Origin of the sequence: Dehalobacter sp. DCM, from assembly GCF_024972775.1 — a bacterium.
In the GTDB taxonomy this organism is placed as follows: domain Bacteria; phylum Bacillota; class Desulfitobacteriia; order Desulfitobacteriales; family Syntrophobotulaceae; genus Dehalobacter.
Genome location: NZ_CP092282.1, coordinates 1,302,535 through 1,322,383, shown reverse-complemented (window position 1 = coordinate 1,322,383; position 19,849 = coordinate 1,302,535). Strand labels below are relative to the sequence as shown.

The following is a 19,849-nucleotide window of genomic DNA, read 5'->3' as shown; positions in this document are numbered from 1 at the left end:
CTCAATTTAGATATTTGGCCTGCACACCGGAGGCCTATTCCGGTGTGCCGACTTTACCTTTAATCGCCAGAAAACTTGTGGTGATATATAAATACTCAATGACATCTTCTATCGCCAGTTCTTTCGCTGCAAGATCGACGTCTGCTTTCTTTTCCCCAATAGCGGCAGCAACATCTTTGCTCTTAGCCATTTGAACCGTATGCAGATAAGCGACGACCTTTTCTTTGATAATAGGGTTTGCAGGACCTTTTTCCATGACAAAAGTCCCCCTTTCCAAGCGTTCATGATTAATACTTAAATGTGGCTGAGGTGCGGAAGGTTTCTCTGGAGAAGATGTAATCATCAATCAGCTTATCTGAGAATGGAATACCGGTAAGCGTAAAGAACTTTTCCCAGCCGATCCGTTCAATCCATTCTCCCAGGCGTTCTCCTTTGCGACCGTTGACAATCCATGTCTCAACAATATTCCGAACTGCAGCGGTAACTTCCGGCCAGCGCGGCGGATTATTGGGGAGGAAGGGGATAACCATCCGGGAGAAACTGGGATTTGTCCGGGCGTTGGAGACTTTTCCACCCACCAGGATCGCGCAGCCGTCATTCTTGGCATCCATGATTTCCATCCCCGGAGCCATTGTATAGCAGTTTCCGCAATACATGCATTTTTCTTCGTGAACAATAACACTCTTATTTTTCGGATCCGGACGAATCGCGCCGGTAGGACAGCTGGCAACCAGACTGGGGATCTCAGTTCCCTTTCTGATCTTCTCATGATTAATCCGGGGAACGGTCCGATGGACACCAACAATAGCAAGATCACTGCAATGCGCGGCCCCGCACATATTAAGGCAGCAAGCTAATCCGACCCGTAATTTTGACGGAAGTTTCATCGAACCAAAATATTCAAAAAGATCATCCATGACCGCTTTAACGACCCCAGAAGCGTCCGTCGCAGGGGTATGGCAATGGACCCATCCCTGGGTGTGAACAATATTGCCGAGAGCTGCGCCAGTACCGCCGACAGGGAATCCTTTCGCTTCTAATTCTGCAATTAGAGGCTCGACTTTCGTCGGATCGGAAACAAGAAACTCCACATTATTCCGGCTGGTAAAACGGAGATAACCGTCACAAAAAGTATCCGCTATATCGCAGATTTCCCGAACAAAATCGAGACTTACCAAGCGTGGCGATCCGACCCGAACACTGTATAATTCCGCGCCGCTTTCCGCAACATGCTTCAGCAAACCCGGACGGGGAATCTCATGATATTGCCATTGGCCATAATTCTCCGCAATGATCGGAGGAAGCATATCTTTATAATTTATTGGGCCTTGATCGAGTTTTGCCATTTTCAAGTTCCACCTTTTCATATAATTTTCGAGAGCCGCAACAAATGACTCGGATCATTAAAAAACACTATTCAATGATCTCGTCTTTTTGCCAGAAGACGTACGGATTAGCACGCGGGCGGAATACCATTTGCGGAACAGGCGGCAGACCAACTTCGCGCAGGAACCTACCCATACCCAGACGATAAACAGTCTCACCGATGCGCTCACGTGTTTTACCGTTTTCATCCCACCATTCCCAAATACGAGCCATCATGTCTTTAAATTCGGCATAATCGTCTTCGTTTTCCATTTTCATAAATGGTACGATAACCCAAGACATAAATGCAGACTGTACGATCGTGGATTTTCCGCCGAGCAGAATCGTTGCGCCTTTTTCCTTGCCAGGTTTGACCGCTTTCGGCATAACATTGATGCAGTGCATGCAGCGCGAGCAATCTTCCGCGATGACAGCGAGTTCTTTGGTATCATGGTTGAATTTCAAAGCGCGGGTCGGGCATTTGTCGCAGACGCGCTCCTGAATATTCATGCCCTCCGCGGCGTATTGCTTCACAGCTTCCTGGTCGATAATGATAGAATCTCTCCACGTCCCAATAACCGAACAGTCCGAACGGGCGATCGAGGCTGTGCAATCATTCGCGCAGCCGGAAAACTTAAATTTGAATTTATAGGGCCACATCGGACGATGCAGTTCATCCTGATATTCATTTGTGATGTTGTAACAGGCTTCTAACGTATCATAGCAGGCATTCTGGCAACGAGCAGGACCGACACAACAGCTGGGTGATCTCAAACAGGATCCGGATCCCCCAAGGTCGATCCCTGCCTCAGAAAAATCGTCAAAAGCAGGCTGGATATGTTCCGTGTTCATCCCTAACATAATAATATCTCCGGTAGATCCATGGAAATTAGTGAGCCCGCTTCCGTGCTTTTCCCAGATATCACAAATCCTCCGCAGTGTCTTGGTATTGTAAAACCAGGCTGAAGGTGCACTTAAACGCATGGTATGGAATTCGGCCAAATGCGGGAATTCTTCCGGAACGTCCGTATAACGCCCGATGACACCGCCGCCGTACCCTCTGACCCCGACGATTCCTCCGTGTTTCCAGTGGCCGATTTTATCCTCGTAGGATTTCTCTAAAAGTTGAAGAAGTTCTTCTGCGGCAGGGTTTTTTACGGCAGCCTTTTTTATTTCCGTTACAAAACTAGGCCATTTTCCATTTTCCAATTCATCCATTTGGGGTGTTTTTTTCTCTGTCATGGTATTGTATTGCCTCCAATTTCTTAATTTTTACTGAATTAAATTTCCATGATAGAAATTGCCTCTGTCGGACAAACAACGACACAGGACTCACAGCCCATGCATTCGCTGTCGTCACCGGTAATGACAGCTTTTCCGTCTTCAAAGCCAAGTATTTTAGCCGGACAATTCGGTGCACATTGATTGCAGCCTGAACATAGATCTTCATTGATCGAAACAATATACATAAAATCACCTCCAAACTGATACACATAATCATTAGCGACACTAACTTAATCCGAAGCCAAGGCAGAAACTCCGCCTTCCAGAAAAAATACATTACTCATTCCTTTGCCCTTAAGCAAACAAGCCGCCTCAAACCCGCGGATCCCCAATTCGCATACTGTGATGAGTTTTTGGTTGGCTGGTAAATCCGGCCAGCGTTTATTAAGTTCATTAAGGGGTATTTCTATTTTATTCTCATAAGAGATTGGCTTGTTTTGAATTTCGTCCCAAGTACGGATATCAAGAAATTGAAAACTCTCTTTATTTTGCAACATCATCATGAGTTCTTGAGTGGATACACTGGGAACAAGACCCTTGATTTTATTCTGCAAGGCATTGGCTGCATGAGCCACTAAATCGATAGCTGTGGAGAACGGTGGTGCATAACCCAAATCCAGACTGGCTACGTCCTCCAGGTCAGCGCCGTATTTCATAGCCGTTACTAAAACATCCAGACGTTTGATGACTTCCCCTTCACCAAGTACCTGAGCTCCCAAAATCTTTCCGGACTTTTTCTCAGCGATTAGCTTTACCTTTACCTTGTCATGCATCGGAAAATAATGCGTTGCGTCATAGCCCGAAATAAGGACGGTGCTGGTTTCAAATCCCTTATGGATAGCCTCATCTTCCCCTAAACCTGTGCGTCCAATATTGTAATCAAAACATTGCAATACCGATGTTTTATTAACGCCCGGAAATACTGTTGTTTGACCAGCGATATTATTGGCGATGACTCTGCCATGCTTATTGGCCGTCGATGCCAGCGGGGAGTATATCGGCTCACCTGTTATGAGATCTAAATTTTCTACACAATCGCCGCCCGCATAGATATACGGATCATCCGTCTGAAGCTGGGAATTCACTTTGATCGCTCCGGTAATTCCTATACTTAACCCGGCATCACGGGCAAGCTCTACTGCCGGCCGCATCCCGATCGCAAGAATGACTGCCTCGGTATCGATTTCGCCAGTCGCTGTTTTGACTTTCGCCACTGCGCCGTCTTCTCCGGCAATTAACGATTGAACGGCTGACCCTAAAAATATTTCGACGCCCTTTGCCCGGACTTGCCGCTCCACCATCGCTGCCATATCCGCATCCAGCAATTTCGGCAAAATTTGAGGCAAAGCTTCGCAGATTGTTACTTTCAAACGGGGTCCTGCTAATGCATCCGCTACTTCCATCCCAATCAAACCTGCACCAATAATTGTGACGTGCTTGATTTTTTTTACACGTACCAATTCACGAATAGCCTGCGCATCTTGCGGATGATGAAGACTGAATACTCCCGGAAGATCCTTTCCCGGTATGTTCGGAACAACAGGTTTTGCTCCGGTCGCCAGAACCAAATAATCATAAGAGAAATCTTCCTGCTGCCCTGAAATAAGGTTATGGATACGTGCTGATTTTTTCTCTCGGTTGATTGCTTCAGCCCGGGTATTATTAAGAACTTTGACATTTTTGGTATCCGCAAAAAATTCACGGTCTCGGACACTGCCGGAGGATGTCGTCATGAGGTCCATAATATCCGGAACCAGGTTGCCAATATAGAGAGGTAATCCGCAGGAGCCGTAAGAAATAACGTCACCTTGCTCAATAACGGTAATTTCGGCATCCGGCATTAATCTCCTTAAACGCGCAGCCGTCTTGGGACCTGCCGCAACACCACCGATAATCACAACTTTCATATAAAATACACCTCCTCAAATTCGTACAACGCCTTACGTTATTTATCACATATTTCACAAAAACAGGCTTGCCTCTTTACCGCCAAATATTCACACAAAAAAAAATTATTCGTCTGTGAATGTTAAATAGGGCTGTTCCAAGGTAGTCAACGCATTGACCATTAACTCCACCAGCCCGCCATAGTGAATATTGAATCGGTCTGTTGCCTGATAATACTCCAGCATATCCCGAATCGCTCCTTTGCAGTTGGAACAAGGTGCACAGACATATTTGACGATGTCGGTATTGGTAACCAACTCTTCGTCAAAGGCATTCAAGATCTGTTGAAATTTCATGCGCGTGCTGATCTTATTACGGAAATCCGGAAAGTTTAATGATTGCATCACCGCAAAGCCACTACCGCCACCGCAGCAATAATTATCTACACCGTGCGGTGTCATCTCCCTGAATTGGGGGCAAATTGCTTTTAATATATTTCTCTGGGGCTGGACAATACCCATATGGCGAACAATATTGCATGGATCGTGCAGCGTCACAGGGAAATTATTTTTTTCCGGATTAAAGGTTAGGCGTTTTGTTTCCACAAGCTCCCATAAAAGCGGCAGACAGCTTTCAACACGAACTTTATCTTCACCATATGTCATGCGATCGCTGCTTACAATTCCAGCTTTATGGGCATGCCCGCATTCTCCGATAACAATGCGCTGGATACCCAACTCTTTGGCTGCCTCGAACTGTTGCAGAGCTACTTTTCTGGCCATCGTATCGTCATACCAAATACCATAATTCACATTATCATAACCAATCATTGAACTGCTAAGGGTCCAATTGAGTCCTGCCTCCTCAAAAAGAATAGCAAAAGCCGCCGGATTTTCAGGCCAGGCCAAATATTCTCCGGCGTTATGTGTCAAGAGAAAATCAGCGCCCTTTTTGTCAATTGGAATTTTAATTTTGCGTCCTGTTTTTTCCTCGATCTCTTCCTCAAGAAATTCGATTGTATCCAAAAAAGCAAGTTTATTCATTCCCGTGGAAGAACCGGTTTTTAATTGGAGCTCGGTACCCTTCGTATGCAATGCGGTCGGCGCAATACCCATTTCCTGACTAAATATTTTTCTGATTTCATGCGTTAACGTACCATTATCCAGGCCAAGCGGACAAGTTTGTGCGCAACGGCGGCATAAATTGCAGCGATATGCAAGTTCGCCAAGGCGGGCAATACTTTCCCAGTTGATATCAATATCTGCCCCGACAAATTTGCCTAAAAGCTTTCCGCCTGGCGTAAAGTATTTTTTATATATTTTTCGGAAAACCTCAGAACGAAAAATAGGCCTGTATAATTCATGGCGATTTGTCGCTTCAAATACATGACAGGCTTCCGAACACGTATTGCATTTAGCACAATAATCCATCGTTAATTGTAACGGCTGCAGAAAATTATTATTACTATCTGCAAATAATTTTGCTAAACCATTAATAAATTTTTGTACAAACTCATCTTCCTCCTCAGATGTTGATGGTCTGACAAGCGTATCCAAAGCAATAAACCCGTCCAACGACGCACAGAATTTTGTTTTCCAAGAATCTTTCGGTTCTTTAAGATCTGGTTCCATTCCCTCTTTATCATAAGGAGCAGACAAAACCATTAACGAATAAACTTCACCAAGTTTATCTACCGGTTTCGCGATATCTTTCGGTTGTATTTCAGATGAATGACTCATGTTAATTACTCCTTAATCCTGATTCATATGGGGAGCAGACCATTTAGTGGCAGGCGGGTGGGCTGCTGCTTCCATTAATTCTTTTTCTACTTTGCTTCCGGGCAGATTCGGTTCATTTTCCCATAAGACTTTGTGAAAGGTAAAAAACTTGCCAACATAATGATTCATTTTACTTAAGGGGATATAAATGAACATAAAACTAAGTAGAATTAAATGAATTAAAACGGCCGGATCAACCTGTAAAGCTTGAAATGTCAGTAGTTGATGAATAATCTCCCTGGGCAGAAAAAAGAGGACATTTCCGCTCCAAGCATAGATGCCGCTCAAAAGTACTGCCAAGATCAAAAACAAATTGAAATACTCCTGCGGCGTCGTATATTTACGCATGTCATGATCTGTAATCCTACGAATTAAAAGCGCAATATTCCCGATGCTTGCCAAAACAAAACCGGCAACACCCGTAATGTTGATTAGATAGGTTATCGCCTGCTCTGGCCAAGCAGTCCCAATGAGTAAACAAATAGTCCATAAAAACAAAAAATAGATTCCTATATGGAATGAGTAGGATGGCCACCAGAGCCGTTGATGGTTCTCAAATAGCTTTTTGATAAAAAGCATTTCTTGCAACATATCTTTAATTTCATTGCCGTGGGATACCTGACGGGGTTTATTCCACCATTCCACTTCCTCATAATAAGAACCGCCATAACTTGCCCTGCCTGCTTCTTTCGGCACAGGATAAAGCTCAAGTCGGCTATGAATCGGCATAGAAGCATATTTCCACGCCTTGTAAGCTGAAAAAACGATAAAGAACAACACCGATATAAAAAGGTAAATTGTCAGCAGCAAAATCTTTCTCTCCCCTCAACGTTCTTCGTTTCAAAGTGATCCTCGTGAAATTCTGTACATCAATAGTGTAAAATAGCCCCCAAGGTCTGTAAAATTCGCATTTTTGATTGTGACAATAAAAATTCTAAATGGGCAGGCTAATATTTGTACAAAATAAGAATACCTTCATTATCTGACTCTCGTCATAATAATGAAGGTATTTATGGCTAAGTTTCCATTGCTAATGAAAGATTTATTAGTTGACGCTTTCTGTATTAGCCTTAATTGGCATACCGATCTTCGAATTCTTGTTAAAGAACACTTCGCGGATCAATTCCACTACCATCATGATTGCAAAAGCGACACCTGCAACCAGCAACCCATTTGTACCATTGATTTCTCCGAACATCTGTGTAATCGGATTAACAATAAGCGGTGATACGGTAACCCCTAAACCGGTTGCAACCATGGATACTGCAAGTGCCATTGCAGCTTTCGAAGACTCGACTGTCTCAGAAACAAAATGGACCGTTGCAATAAACTGAATACCGCATCCAACACCGAAGAGGAGCCCACCGATAGCATAATACGAAAGATTTGGTCCATTGACTAAAACAAATAATCCGACGGCCACAAGAAATGTTGATACAACCAGCATATATTTTTTAAATAGCTTAACCAAGGCGAGGTAGATAATTCCAATAATAATCTGAGCAAATTGATTCCATGCCGTGGCAATACCAATTTGGGCAGGGCCGCCGAGACCTTTGTCCATGATAGACATACCAAGATTGGTGAAAAATGCTGAGCTGAAAACCGCGAGGAAAAACATCAGGATCGATAAGTAAACCAAAGAGGGATTAAATACGTCTTTTAATCCAGCTAACCCCTGGCCACTCCCGACTATTTTATCATCAAGTTTACCTTTCGGTAATAGGAACCCAACAATGACCATAATCACAAGTACGAAGAAATAGATGTAATAGGCCTTATACCAGGCAATTTGCCCCAAAAAGCCAGCGGCCATCGTCAGGATTAAGATACCAATGCTGGCTGCTGCCTGTCTAAGTCCCATAGCCGTAGCGCGAGCATTTCCCTCGAAATTCTCTGCCAAAAGGGATGAAGCGATACAGATAAGGCACCCTTGTCCGATTCCAATAAGGACAGCGGAAAAGAATAAAGCAGGTAAGGAGTGAACAAAGCCTGGTATGATTCCGCCTATCAGAAAACAAGCGAGTCCGAATTGGATAAGCGTTTTTTTGAGTACATACGCAACAATAACACCCGAAATGAGAGAAACCAGCATGGACAAAAGCGAGGGTAGCGTGACAAGCATTTGAACTGTTGTCGCACTTGCATCAGGAAAAACTTGCCTGAGACTTCCCAAAACGGGAACAGCCGATTTTGCAGCGCCCTGATAAATGACGGCAAATATGACTCCAACCATGATCACCCAGTTTAATTTATACTTTGATGTTTCTTGTGACATTCACGTCTCAACCCTTTCATCTAAAAAAATTATATTACGAAGGTATCCGGATAATGAACTCATTCGATTGGCATCTTGCTTCATGTATGGATTAGCTTAGCTTCATGCTATACGCATCTATATAAATAAGAATTTTTTTACAGAATACGATTTAATATTAGCACCTCCTTCCTCTCGCATAGTTTGTCGAATTCATAATACCTACTGCGTATCAAATCGATATCCTGTTTAGAAAACATAATGATCATAACGTATTGACTTGAAAAATTAATGCATTATAATGCGCTTGAGCTAATTCCCTATGAACCGAAGATGCCAGGCAATTATTCTATCCAGATATTCCCTAGTAATCTATTGCTTCGACAATTTCTATTATCATCTTCCCCTTTACTTAGCACTCAGAATCCTTGTTATCACCTATTATGCTAATTACGAATTAATTCGTCCAGAAACAACATTTTGATAGAGTAACAAGTATTTTGTTGTAACTATAGGTTCTACCCCATCTCCTTTTTCTTGTAACCTCGTGATAGATTTTTCTGTTAAATGAAATACTTTAGTTTGACACAGACATATAAATGCAAAATACATACCAACGGGTGAAATAATTAAATTTTTTTTTTATATCTGCTGATATACTGATAATTTTAAATTATTTAAAAGCAAACATCTTTTTGTCTGCGACTATTATTGTTGTTTTATGCAAAAATAGCCGTTCTCTTAAGAAAAATATTTGCCTCCAAGTTACGTGCCGTGAGTTTGTATATAAAAGGGGGCGTCGGGCAAGCCTGCAAAACCCCAAAAAGAAAAGACGCCAGTTATGACGTCTTTCGCTTAGGCTAAGTTTCTTTACGCCCCCATTTAGGACCATTTAGGGAGGCATATTAATTAATGACATTCTGCAATAATCTATATATTTTCTAATAATTCTTTACTCATTCTGTCAATCTCTTCAGTAACAACGTCATATACGCCTGGGAATGAGCTCATCGGCAAACCGGAAGTTAAACACGGGATAAAATAATGTTTTCCGTAATTACGGCAAACCTCTTCCACATGTTTGGCGCAGTTTTCAGGTGTCCACGTAGGGTAATCAACTTCACCGCTGTGAAGCCCGCCCATAAACGAGATTTTTCCGCCATATTCTTTAATTATTTCTGGGATGTTGTTCGTTTTCATCACGCCTTGCCAAATGTCAATGCCGATTTCGATCATCGAAGGAATCAGATTGGCAGCATAAGAATCGCTGTGGTGGACAATGAGTTCGACGCCATTGGCTTTATAGAAACTGTAGATTTTCTTATACGCAGGCACAAAAAACTCTTCAAACATCTCCGGAGAAACAAAGGAATTTTTTTGGCTTCCCCAATCGTCATGATGTAAAAGTAAATTGGGATGAAGTCGATCGATTATAACTTGGGCATATCTCAGCTCGTATTCTGTAATATAGTCTATGAGCTCATGCATTGCTTCCGGTTCTTCATACAAAGCCATCAAAGCGTCTTCCATACCCATCAGCATGTGGGTCATCTCAAATACGCCCGGTCCAACAATGACAGCGGCATATTTCTCATTACGGTCAATCGCCTTGGCATGGGCAACTGCAGGAGCCCACTCTTCATCAGACGTAATAATTGCCGGAGCATTCACAACTTTCTTCCACTGTGTTATATCTTTCAACACCTTGTGTTCATCGTCATGCAAAGGAAAAGCACCAAGTTGGTCTTCGGGCCATTGCCGCGTAACACCCCAACCATCTTTAAACTTTGTACCGCGAACCCGTTTTATATCCGATGGGACTTCAAAAATTAACTCCATAAACTCATATTGATTTACAAACCGATCCGGATTCCCACCCCGGATGGTTTCTAATAAGTTTTGCTTTTTCGTAAGCACGCTATTAAATCCTCCTTTTGACTTATGCTTTTACGAGTTCAACCGCCTTGACGGCAGCGCTTCCAGCGTCCGGGGCAAATCCGTCGGCACCGATCTCGTTAGCAAATTCCTGGGTGACAGGCGCGCCGCCAACAATAACTTTGAAGCCGGTGAGACCGCTGCCTTTGATGGTCTCTACTGCTTCTTTCAACGCCGGCATTGTTGTCGTCAAAAGTCCGGAACAGGCAACTAAGGTCACGTTCTGATTATCTTTAATTGCTTCAAGCCATCTAGCCGCCGGTACGTCTACGCCGAGGTCAACCATGGTAAAACCGGCGCTCTCGATCATCATGGAAACGAGGTTTTTACCGATGTCATGCAGGTCACCTGCGACGGTTCCTATAATGCAGGTACCTAATGAATTGGAGCTGTCTCCAGCCATTAACGGCTTCAAAACATCGACACCTTTCGCCATGGCTTTGGCGGCCATCAGCATTTCAGGTACAAAGATTTCACCCGTGGAAAATTTATCTCCGACGACACCCATGGAGTCTACCATGGCTTGGAGAATGTCTTTCGCTGCGCTTCCTTCATCAAGGGCTTCCTGAACCAGACCTGCAACGAGTTTTGTTTTTCCTGCTTCAACCATTGCTTTAACTTCATTGATTTTTGCCATATTAAATTCTCCTCCTAAAATATTGATTCTTTTTGTTATTATCCACCATATAAAAAAGTAATTAAAACTTATTCATCTTATTAAATAACTCTACGGTCTTAGCCTATTTTTTTTGTCCGAATTTTCCTTCTCTAAAGGCACCGATGTATTCCATGCAGTATTCGTCCTGACCCACGAGGGCTTCAGTAGCGAAGATCATACCGGTCAGATCCTGATTGGTCGGGTCGATAATACCGCTGTCCATGCCGGCATTCATGGCCAGAACCAAGAACGCTTGATTCACGAGCTTACGCGCAGGAAGATTGAAGGATACGTTGCTACAGCCGCCGGTGATATGGATGGCAGGATACTGCCGTTTGATTTCTGTCATAACATCGACGATCATATTGATACCGTCTTCGGATGTACAAAGCATTTCAACCAGCGGGTCGATATGCAGACGGGATGGCGCAATATTGAATTCCTTCGCGCGTTTCATAATGTACGTAAAAACTTCGAGCCGTTTTTCAGCCGTCTTGGAAATACCGCTGTCATCGTTGAGCAGCGCCACGCATTCCCATTTGGTATCGGCAATAATCGGGAAAATAACGTCGATCTTGTTGCCTTCGCCAGAGACGGAGTTAATGAGTCCAGCCTTTTTGCAAAACGGAATGGCTGCAACAATAGCCTGTTCATTGGGGCTATCAATACAGATCGGGGTATCGGTCACTTCCTGAACCAGGTCGATCAGCCATTTCAGGGTTTCAACTTCGATATTGACATCCGTTGATGCGCAAACATCAATAAAGTTAGCCCCGGCATCTGTTTGGAGTTTGGCCAAATTGCGGATAAAGTCAGCATTCTTTTCCGCGATGGCTTTGGCGACAGAAGGAATCGCGCCATTGATTTTTTCGCCAATGATAATCACTGTAGTTAGTTCTCCTTATAAATTTATATTATTTACTTAATAAAATTAATAATTACTAGTTCAACGTTCTCTAAATACCATGACAGAAGGATGTAATAATCTGGGCTGGTCTGCATGCCACATTCCGCTTTCGGCTCTTGCGCCATCCTTGGCGTAAAGAGCCGCGCTACGCAATCCATGCTCCGCTTGTCGCCGGAACTGTGGCACGCAGACCTGATTTGAGGTGTAAAGAAAATTAAAGAATGCTGTACTAGTTAGCCTTTGCCGTAGTTGATCCTGGATTGTTTATAGAGCTCTTCTCTAAAAGCTGGCGTTAGCATATCCGCACCGTACATATTCCACAGGGAGGGTTTTTCTGGCCGGCAGAATTTATCGGCATAAGCTCTGGCCAGTGCCCGCTGCTCTTCCTCGGAGGTTATCGCAGGATCATACTTATCTGGTAATACAGCAACCAGAATTTTATCACCATACTGTTCATAAATTTTTTGTGTATCATTCATAACCTGAGGATTCCAAGAGTCCCAGCCTGCCGCGATGATGTTCGGAACCTGTTTTTCCAGCATACCGCAGCTGTGAAGTTCGCACTTTTTGCCACGGGAATGGATAAAATCAGTTACTTTCCGCATATACGGCACGATCATTTCCGCAGCTGTTTCCGGTGAGAAGAAGGTATCCTTCTGCGAACCCCAATCATCATGCATACAGAAAATATCAATCTGGGGGAAATAGGTCAGAAGCTTATCTAAAATACGGATATATAAATCGCTGAGTTTTTCTAAAAAAGCTTTAACGGCATCCTTTTGTTCTTCATCAATCACGGCAATAATAGCGCCTTCAAACTCCATCAAGGTGATCAAGCGTTCATACCAGCCATTCATAAACATGCAGTTAACAAAATTATTGGTTTTTAAATATTGCTCGTTGGCTTTTTGGCTTCCTTCCCAATCCCAGGTGTCAATATCCGGCCAAACCACTTTGTCCACCCATTCATTGGCATCTTCGAGTAACGGTTTTCCGGGTCGTACCATCGAGCCGCCTACCTGTGCCACATACTCCCAATCAATTCCGAACATATCTTTGCCGCCTGTTTTGTTACTGACTCCGGGAACAGTGGTTCCGTCAAACACAAACGCCCGCGCAATATTATCCGGGATCACCTTGGGTGTAAATAATGTGCTCTCAACCCCGGTAATCTGCCAGATCGGCTTTCTATCATACATTGCTTTAAAAGCTTCTCTTGGAGCTACCGGGAAATTATATACCGGAGATTCCGGTTTTCCCGGCATTGCTGGAATTCGCCGTACGATTTCCAGCTCTTTCGGGTCAAATGCGGGTACAGTCATTCCATTTCCCTCCTATAATGAGTATAAGTTCTTGTTTATTGATTGGCATAGATCAGGACTTACATGTATTTTGCAAAATTCGTGCCACAGTATTATTGATAACAAATAGCATAAAGAAATGGGCTCAATTGTTCATCGTTCATTGCAGCAAAGTTGTTTTAAAATCAGGTTGAGCTCCGTTTAATTATGCAAAAAACAACAAATATGGACGACGAAAATAGCAACTTATTGTTCAATCACCTCCTTATCGTCTACACTGCTGGGGGTTATCAGGGTATAAATATGGATGCCATCTTGCCTTTAGCTACCATCTTAGCGGTAAGTTCTTCAAGCGTACCATACTCCATCGCACTGGCCAGACAGTGGAACACGCAGGAAGGTTTTTGACCTTCTGCAACTCTGTCTTTGCAGAGATCACAATAAGTGGTCGGAACTGGAATATAGCGATATTCCCAGTGTTTATCGTCCATCAATTTCCACGGTCCCAGTTCCAGGACCTTAATACCCCATTGCCCTAACGGAAGGTTATGCTCATTTTTACAGGCTACTTCACAGCTATGGCAGCCGGTACAGTATTCGTTGTCAATCATCAGACCGTATTGCTTCATAATCGTTTAACCCTCCTTTTCTTATTCCGCTCTGTAAATAGTACAGGGCATGCATTTAAAATGGGTACCAAAACCAAGTTTGCCGTTTTCCTTATTCGGAATCAAATTATTTATGTTGCAATCCCAAACATCAAACATATCTTCCTCACCTTTTTCCGGATACCACCAGCCGTGATCCATGGAAACGACATCTTCTATTAAAGTTGGGGTCAAATGCGCATTAAGTTTGGCTCTGCCCCAGGGATTTTCCACATAGACCCAGGATCCTTCTGTAATCCCTTTGGCTTCAGCTGTCTTAGAATTGATTTCCACCGTCGGCCAGGGGTGTATCTCCCGCAATGTCTTAATCTGCCGGTGTTCCGAATGGAAGGAGGTAAAACGCCTTGCCCCTGTGGTCATGGTCATCGGGTAATCTTTGGCCATATCCGGCCGAGAAACTGCACTGAATTTTGGCTCTTGATAGTACGGAAGCGGGTCCTCATCAAGTGCCCCCAGCATGGTACTGAACAATTCAATTTTACCAGTTATCGTATTGAATCCGGGTTCACCGTCCGGGCGCAGCAGCCCTTTTTCATATTTGCGGTATTCCAATTCATACTGGCCTGAAACACGTTCTCTTAGCTCCGGAAAAGTTACATTCGCACCATTGATCCGCGCTAAATCGCTGCTGAGATAACTGTCAGTATCCTTCCAGCGCGGATCGTCACTGTCCGGATGCAGGCGGTGGTACAAATCAAGGCAGATTTCCAGGTCACTCTTTGTCTCACCATAATTCTCCATGACTTTGACAATGGCACTGAACTGTCCGGGTTGGGAGGCCCCGGTACGGGTAATTATTCCTTCGTGTTCAAGCGAGGTGGAGATTGGCAAGACAATATCTGCTAAACCGGCAATCGTTGGATTCATGAAAATATCAGATGCTACAATAAACTCCAGTTTCCGCATGGCCTCATACCATCTGGAAGGCTGAACAACAATAGAGGAAGCGAGTAAGTTTGAACTCTGGATAAAGGCAAACTTGATTGGATAAGGCCTGCCTGTTTCCAAGGTATCCAGGGTGCAGTCAGGATGAGTGGTATTGACGATCAGTGGAATTGCAGGGAATTCCTTATAGCCGATACCTTCAAATTCTTCTTCCGGTTCCTCATGTATTTCACTTGATTTCTTGTCCTGGGCACGGCCGGGGAAAATCGACGGCTGTCCCATAAACAAGCCTCCAGGGATGTCCATATTGCCCGTGATCGCAAAAATGCTGTAAAGGGCATGTCCGATTTGAATCGTATTCGGATTTTGGTCAATAGCCAAACCCACGCATGCGCTGGAAGGTTTCTGGACAAGACATTCTGCGATTGCATAGATATCTTCGGCCGGTACGCCAGTTATCTTTTCTGCCCATTCCGGACTATGCTGTGCTGCCCTTTCGGCCAGTTCGTCAAAACCATAACACCATTTCTCCACAAATTCTTTATCATATTTATCTGTCTTGATGACGGCATCAAGGATCGCCAGCGCCAACGCAGCATCCGTGCCGGGGCGTAGCTGGAGATGGTACTCTGATCGCGTTGCCAACCAGTTAGCACGTGGATCGACCGTAATAAGTTTCGTACCCAGCTTCATAAGTTCAACCATAGAATGCCCCCACATGCCATCCGCGTTGCAGCGCAAGGGATCACGTCCCCATATAAGCATATATTTTGGAGGTTCCCAATTGGGATCATCGTAGCGCAAGGGTAACCCGGCGGCATAGTCAAAATCGACATAAGCACTGCCGAGAATCCATGTCATCACTGCCTGTCGGGGGACAAGACAAGACCAACCACTATTGGGATGTACAATCGTTTTACTGCCGAAGACACCCAGACAAAGAGGCGTATGGTAGCGGCAGGCTTCACGTCCGGTGCCGGCAAAAACCGAAACCGAATTGACACCCCACTTTTCTACACACTCATGATACTTCTCCACGATGGTGTCATATGCTTCATCCCAGGTAATACGCTGCCACTTGTTTTCACCGCGTTTCCCGACGCGTTTCATGGGATACTTGATTCTATCCGGATGATAGAAATATTCTTTCATCGTTAAACAGCGAACACACAGACGACCTTTGGTAATCGGCTGATCGGGATCACCTTCTACTTTCTGAAGTTCACCGTCTTTCACAAAAATACGCAGACCACAGCCGACCGCATGACACCCAGGGGGTGACCAAGCATTGGTACGATAGATCTTAGTACCGTCTTCTAATTCTGTAACGGCTGGAGCAGCATTTTCTTTCCAATGTAGTTTTGCCATTAGAATTCCTCCAATTAATCGTTGTTTAGGATATTGCCTACGCCAGTATACATTGCAAAATTCATGCCATAATAAAACTCATATTAAGTAATTTTAAAATTTATTCAAAGCACGAGCGATTTACACTCTGTTTCTTTGCTAAATACAAGACTTTTTAATAGATTCCATCAATACAAAAAGCAAAGTGAATATATTTATTCAACATCGTCCTATCAAGATAAAAAATGACTCGTGTAGCATATTGCACTTAGGTAATGAGACAGTCGCAAATTGAACTACGGAGAGTAATTAACGCGTATTTACAATATTTTCGTGGTAAGGATGTCTTTTTGTTTAATAAAATGGTAGAATAATACTAGGATATACAAGTTAGTAATTTTTCTGATAGTTCGTCTTGGAGGAAAAAACGATGCCCGTTAACATGGCTGATCATAAAAAATTTGTTAAAGCATTGAAACAAATGATTACGCCGAATATGCAACAAACTACCTTTTGGAATATTGACCATAGTCCAATGACCAAGGAACGGTGGGAATGTACTATTCGCTGTAAAAAAGCTTTGCTTGAAGAAGACTTTGATGCTGTTATGGCTTCAGAATACCCATCTGCAGAGATCAAAAAGGTCTGGATTGAATCGTATAAGATGGGTTTGCGTCCTTCAGATAAAACCCCTGATCCTGCGAATGATAATCTCATTATGAAAAATATTATGCCTTTTGCCGAGATTGTATTGCCTACCGTGACTGACCTTGGAGAATTTAATAATATGCCGATCTTTATTAATATCCACGACCGGCAAAATACTTACTTTTTTCGCAAGACTGAAAGTGGTATTCAAACCTATTCGGTTCAAGAGCTCCTTTTTAGCGATGAACCAAAAGAGATACTTAAAAGCGGTTTAACTTCTCATTTACTTTGTAAAAGATCATTACGTCCTTCAATCGTTTTTGGACCGGAACATTATTTAGAAAGTGATCTGAATATGAACAGTGCCTCTACGCCAATTTTTGATGCTAACGGTTCACTCGCTGCGGTTCTCACTTTGGCATATGAGGAAAAAGAGCAGTTTTGGGGAAAAGCTGTTGAAGAAAAAGTATCCAACATATTTACGCAAGCGCTCCTGTTGGCGTACAGAATCCAGACCAGCATCCTGCCGCCCCCCGGCAAGCACTTCCTCGTCCCTTCGAAGGAACACACTTCACAGCTTGTAGCTGATCCACCAATCCTTGTCGTCGACCCGATCGGGATTATTATCGGTGTTAATTCATCTGGGCAACGGTTTTTTACAACAGTGCCTAAAGATGGACAATCTAACAATATTAAAACTTACCTCCCGAGAAATTCAAAAGTAATAACATCCATTCAAAAGCAGCTCCAATCGACTATAACCGAATCCATATTTTTATCAACAGAAACATGCCGTTATTCTATTCAGATTAGTCCGTTTACGGTTGACGGTCATCCCTGTTCTATTCTTCATTTTTTTGACGTTCAAGAATTGAACCAAGTTAGTATTAAAAGTAACGAGCCGCCACCTGCCGACAGCTTTCACAATCTGATCGGGGAAAGCGATGCCTTCCGTAATGCAATCGATCAAGCGATTTGTTTTGCTAACTCCAATGGGAATATTCTTTTAACTGGAGAAAGTGGTACCGGTAAAGAATTATTCGCCAAAGCAATTCACAATTATCAGGGTAAAGAGGGTCCGTTTGTCGCGATAAACTGTGCGGCAATACCTCGAGAGCTCATCAGCAGTGAGTTATTCGGGTATACCGCCGGTTCGTTTACCGGAAGCGACAAAAAAGGCCGTAAGGGGAAAATCGAAATGGCTGACGGTGGTACCTTATTTTTGGATGAAATCGGCGATATGCCCTATGAGCTTCAATCCGTCTTATTACGCGTACTTCAAGATAAACAGATAACACGCATTGGTGATCACGTCTCCCACAAAGTCGAATTTAATTTAATCACAGCGACTAACCAGGATCTAAAAGACTTGATGGAAAAAGGCCATTTTCGTCCTGACCTCTTTTATCGCATATCCATGTTCCCTATTAATATTCCACCCCTGCGTGATCGCAAAGGCGATATTCGTTTATTAGTTTCGTACTTCATGGATGATTATTGCCGCCTAAACGCGATAAAACCGTTTTCTATTTCAAACAAAGCACTCCAAATCCTAGAAGAATATGATTGGCCCGGTAATGTCCGTCAACTCGAGAATGTTGTCCTCTACATGTTAACCATAGCTAAAAGCCGCAACCACCTAACTCTATTACCGGAACATATGCCGGATATTATCATTCAAGCCATACGCCAATCCAATCCACAGTCGGTGATTTCTAGCAACGAAGGCATGGATACCTTTGGAACAATTCACAATATCGAAAAAACAATGTTAGTAAAACTACTTAAAGAACATAATCATGACATCTCGAAAGTATCAAAAGAATTAGGAATAAGTCGATCAACAGTGTATCGTAAGATGAAAAGATATTCTCTAACCTAGCTTGAAATTAAATGCAAGTGTGCTCTCCTCTGCGCCATATTAAGGAGTGATTAAAATTCGTGCGGATCATTTGGAAATTCTAATGGAACTGGCTAAAACAGAATCGATGTCTCTGGCCAGTAAAGTATTACACATCTCACCCCAGGGAATAAGCAGTTCGATTGCCCGCTTAGAAAACGAGCTTGGTTTTAAGCTGTTGAATCGCACGAAAAAGGGTGTCTGCCTTACCGAGGCTGGTCAAAAATATTTGGAGTTAAGCAGCCATTATCTTAACGATCTTTCAGCACTCAAACTGCAAACACTGGATAACCCGGCTGCGAAATCCTTCGAATTGGAAGGTTCTTTAGCAATTTATAGTACTACACCATTTAATATCGATATATTACCAAAGGTAACTACTTTTTTATGCAAGATGTACCCCAATATCAAATTAAGTTTACGCGAAGGTCATACCGGACAAGTAATCGAAGCTGTGGTGACTGGCGCTTCAGAAGTTGGCTTAATTATGTTAGAAAAAGAAAGCAAAACTAACTTTTTAGGCACCGAAAATCACGTTAAATTTTATAAATTATTTTCAAATCCCATTTATGCACTAGTATCCAAAGACTCTCCTTTAGCTTCCAGAAAATCTGTTTCTATAAAGGAATTGCTCAATTATCCTCTCGTCATTTATATGGATTCTAAGAATAATATCGTTCTCAATCACATTATGGCTAATAAACATATATATGGTGAACCAAAGGTTATTATGGATTCTGATAATATTCCAACCCGAAATAAAGTTATCTCTGAAGGGTTCGCTGTCGGTTTTTCCAATAGATATACTTTAAGGAAGAGCATGGACGAAAACCCCGAAGAAATTATCGCCATTCCAATTAGTGATAAGCTCAATTTTTATTGCGGTTATATTGTAAATAGTCAAAGTGCCTTGTCTGCTGCTGCTAAAGTGTTTATAAATATTCTTAAAGCAAACTGTTAAGACAATATCACAACAAAAGGACCAGATTCTCAAATGATGAGATTCAGATCCTTTTTAACACGTTAATC

16 protein-coding genes are annotated in these 19,849 nt (G+C 43.0%); 2 read left to right on the top strand and 14 right to left on the bottom strand.

All coding sequences use genetic code 11. The annotated features are described in order from the left end of the window. Positions 1–34: 34 nt before the first annotated feature. The 14 genes from LPY66_RS06310 to LPY66_RS06245 form a co-directional block, all read right to left on the bottom strand. The gene (locus tag LPY66_RS06310; protein ID WP_337987246.1) at positions 35–256 is read right to left on the bottom strand and encodes a hypothetical protein; all 222 of its coding nucleotides are present in this window, start codon (positions 254–256) and stop codon (positions 35–37) included. A 31-nt stretch (positions 257–287) separates the two neighbouring features. Continuing rightward, positions 288–1,346 (bottom strand): dissimilatory-type sulfite reductase subunit beta, encoded by a 1,059-nt coding sequence (gene dsrB, locus LPY66_RS06305; protein ID WP_337987245.1) that lies wholly within the window; start codon positions 1,344–1,346, stop codon positions 288–290. Between the two features lie 67 nt (positions 1,347–1,413). After that, positions 1,414–2,607, bottom strand: a complete 1,194-nt coding sequence (gene dsrA, locus LPY66_RS06300) for a dissimilatory-type sulfite reductase subunit alpha (RefSeq protein ID WP_337987244.1) — start codon at positions 2,605–2,607, stop codon at positions 1,414–1,416. A 38-nt stretch (positions 2,608–2,645) separates the two neighbouring features. Beyond that, positions 2,646–2,834, bottom strand: a complete 189-nt coding sequence (locus LPY66_RS06295) for an indolepyruvate ferredoxin oxidoreductase subunit alpha (RefSeq protein WP_337987243.1) — start codon at positions 2,832–2,834, stop codon at positions 2,646–2,648. A 45-nt stretch (positions 2,835–2,879) separates the two neighbouring features. Then, a complete protein-coding gene (locus tag LPY66_RS06290; RefSeq protein WP_337987242.1) occupies positions 2,880–4,556 on the bottom strand; it encodes an FAD-dependent oxidoreductase in 1,677 nt (558 codons plus the stop codon). Between the two features lie 105 nt (positions 4,557–4,661). Continuing rightward, complete coding sequence (locus LPY66_RS06285; protein ID WP_337987241.1) at positions 4,662–6,275, bottom strand: (Fe-S)-binding protein; 1,614 nt, start codon at positions 6,273–6,275, stop codon at positions 4,662–4,664. Positions 6,276–6,287: 12 nt separating this feature from the next. Further along, complete coding sequence (locus LPY66_RS06280) at positions 6,288–7,124, bottom strand: respiratory nitrate reductase subunit gamma (protein ID WP_337987240.1); 837 nt, start codon at positions 7,122–7,124, stop codon at positions 6,288–6,290. Positions 7,125–7,359: 235 nt separating this feature from the next. After that, positions 7,360–8,592 (bottom strand): MFS transporter, encoded by a 1,233-nt coding sequence (locus LPY66_RS06275; RefSeq protein WP_337987239.1) that lies wholly within the window; start codon positions 8,590–8,592, stop codon positions 7,360–7,362. A 909-nt stretch (positions 8,593–9,501) separates the two neighbouring features. Then, positions 9,502–10,488, bottom strand: a complete 987-nt coding sequence (locus LPY66_RS06270) for a uroporphyrinogen decarboxylase family protein (RefSeq protein ID WP_337987238.1) — start codon at positions 10,486–10,488, stop codon at positions 9,502–9,504. 22 nt (positions 10,489–10,510) lie between these two features. Beyond that, on the bottom strand, positions 10,511–11,143 hold the full coding sequence (locus LPY66_RS06265) for a corrinoid protein (protein WP_337987237.1): 633 nt from the start codon (positions 11,141–11,143) through the stop codon (positions 10,511–10,513). A gap of 103 nt (positions 11,144–11,246) precedes the next feature. Continuing rightward, a complete protein-coding gene (locus LPY66_RS06260; RefSeq protein WP_337987236.1) occupies positions 11,247–12,050 on the bottom strand; it encodes a methyltetrahydrofolate cobalamin methyltransferase in 804 nt (267 codons plus the stop codon). A gap of 254 nt (positions 12,051–12,304) precedes the next feature. Continuing rightward, the gene (locus LPY66_RS06255) at positions 12,305–13,393 is read right to left on the bottom strand and encodes a uroporphyrinogen decarboxylase family protein (protein WP_337987235.1); all 1,089 of its coding nucleotides are present in this window, start codon (positions 13,391–13,393) and stop codon (positions 12,305–12,307) included. 269 nt (positions 13,394–13,662) lie between these two features. Then, positions 13,663–14,001 carry an oxidoreductase gene (locus tag LPY66_RS06250; RefSeq protein WP_337987234.1) on the bottom strand — a complete coding sequence of 113 codons (339 nt, stop codon included), beginning with the start codon at positions 13,999–14,001 and terminating at the stop codon, positions 13,663–13,665. Positions 14,002–14,022: 21 nt separating this feature from the next. Next, on the bottom strand, positions 14,023–16,293 hold the full coding sequence (locus LPY66_RS06245) for a molybdopterin-dependent oxidoreductase (protein WP_337987233.1): 2,271 nt from the start codon (positions 16,291–16,293) through the stop codon (positions 14,023–14,025). 460 nt (positions 16,294–16,753) lie between these two features. On the opposite strand from LPY66_RS06245, the gene LPY66_RS06240 reads away from it, so the two are divergent. Then, positions 16,754–18,802, top strand: coding sequence for a sigma-54 interaction domain-containing protein (locus LPY66_RS06240; RefSeq protein ID WP_337988036.1), 2,049 nt, complete (start codon positions 16,754–16,756; stop codon positions 18,800–18,802). 46 nt (positions 18,803–18,848) lie between these two features. Further along, a complete protein-coding gene (locus tag LPY66_RS06235) occupies positions 18,849–19,781 on the top strand; it encodes a LysR family transcriptional regulator (RefSeq protein ID WP_337987232.1) in 933 nt (310 codons plus the stop codon). Positions 19,782–19,849 lie beyond the last annotated feature (68 nt).

Bases quoted from the DNA above. Each gene is read 5' to 3' on its own strand.
- LPY66_RS06310 (WP_337987246.1), bottom strand. From the start codon at position 256: ATGGAAAAAGGTCCTGCAAACCCTATTATCAAAGAAAAGGTCGTCGCT.
- dsrB (WP_337987245.1), bottom strand. From the start codon at position 1,346: ATGGCAAAACTCGATCAAGGCCCAATAAATTATAAAGATATGCTTCCT.
- dsrA (WP_337987244.1), bottom strand. From the start codon at position 2,607: ATGACAGAGAAAAAAACACCCCAAATGGATGAATTGGAAAATGGAAAA.
- LPY66_RS06295 (WP_337987243.1), bottom strand. From the start codon at position 2,834: ATGTATATTGTTTCGATCAATGAAGATCTATGTTCAGGCTGCAATCAA.
- LPY66_RS06290 (WP_337987242.1), bottom strand. From the start codon at position 4,556: ATGAAAGTTGTGATTATCGGTGGTGTTGCGGCAGGTCCCAAGACGGCT.
- LPY66_RS06285 (WP_337987241.1), bottom strand. From the start codon at position 6,275: ATGAGTCATTCATCTGAAATACAACCGAAAGATATCGCGAAACCGGTA.
- LPY66_RS06275 (WP_337987239.1), bottom strand. From the start codon at position 8,592: ATGTCACAAGAAACATCAAAGTATAAATTAAACTGGGTGATCATGGTT.
- LPY66_RS06265 (WP_337987237.1), bottom strand. From the start codon at position 11,143: ATGGCAAAAATCAATGAAGTTAAAGCAATGGTTGAAGCAGGAAAAACA.
- LPY66_RS06255 (WP_337987235.1), bottom strand. From the start codon at position 13,393: ATGACTGTACCCGCATTTGACCCGAAAGAGCTGGAAATCGTACGGCGA.
- LPY66_RS06250 (WP_337987234.1), bottom strand. From the start codon at position 14,001: ATGAAGCAATACGGTCTGATGATTGACAACGAATACTGTACCGGCTGC.
- LPY66_RS06245 (WP_337987233.1), bottom strand. From the start codon at position 16,293: ATGGCAAAACTACATTGGAAAGAAAATGCTGCTCCAGCCGTTACAGAA.
- LPY66_RS06240 (WP_337988036.1), top strand. From the start codon at position 16,754: ATGATTACGCCGAATATGCAACAAACTACCTTTTGGAATATTGACCAT.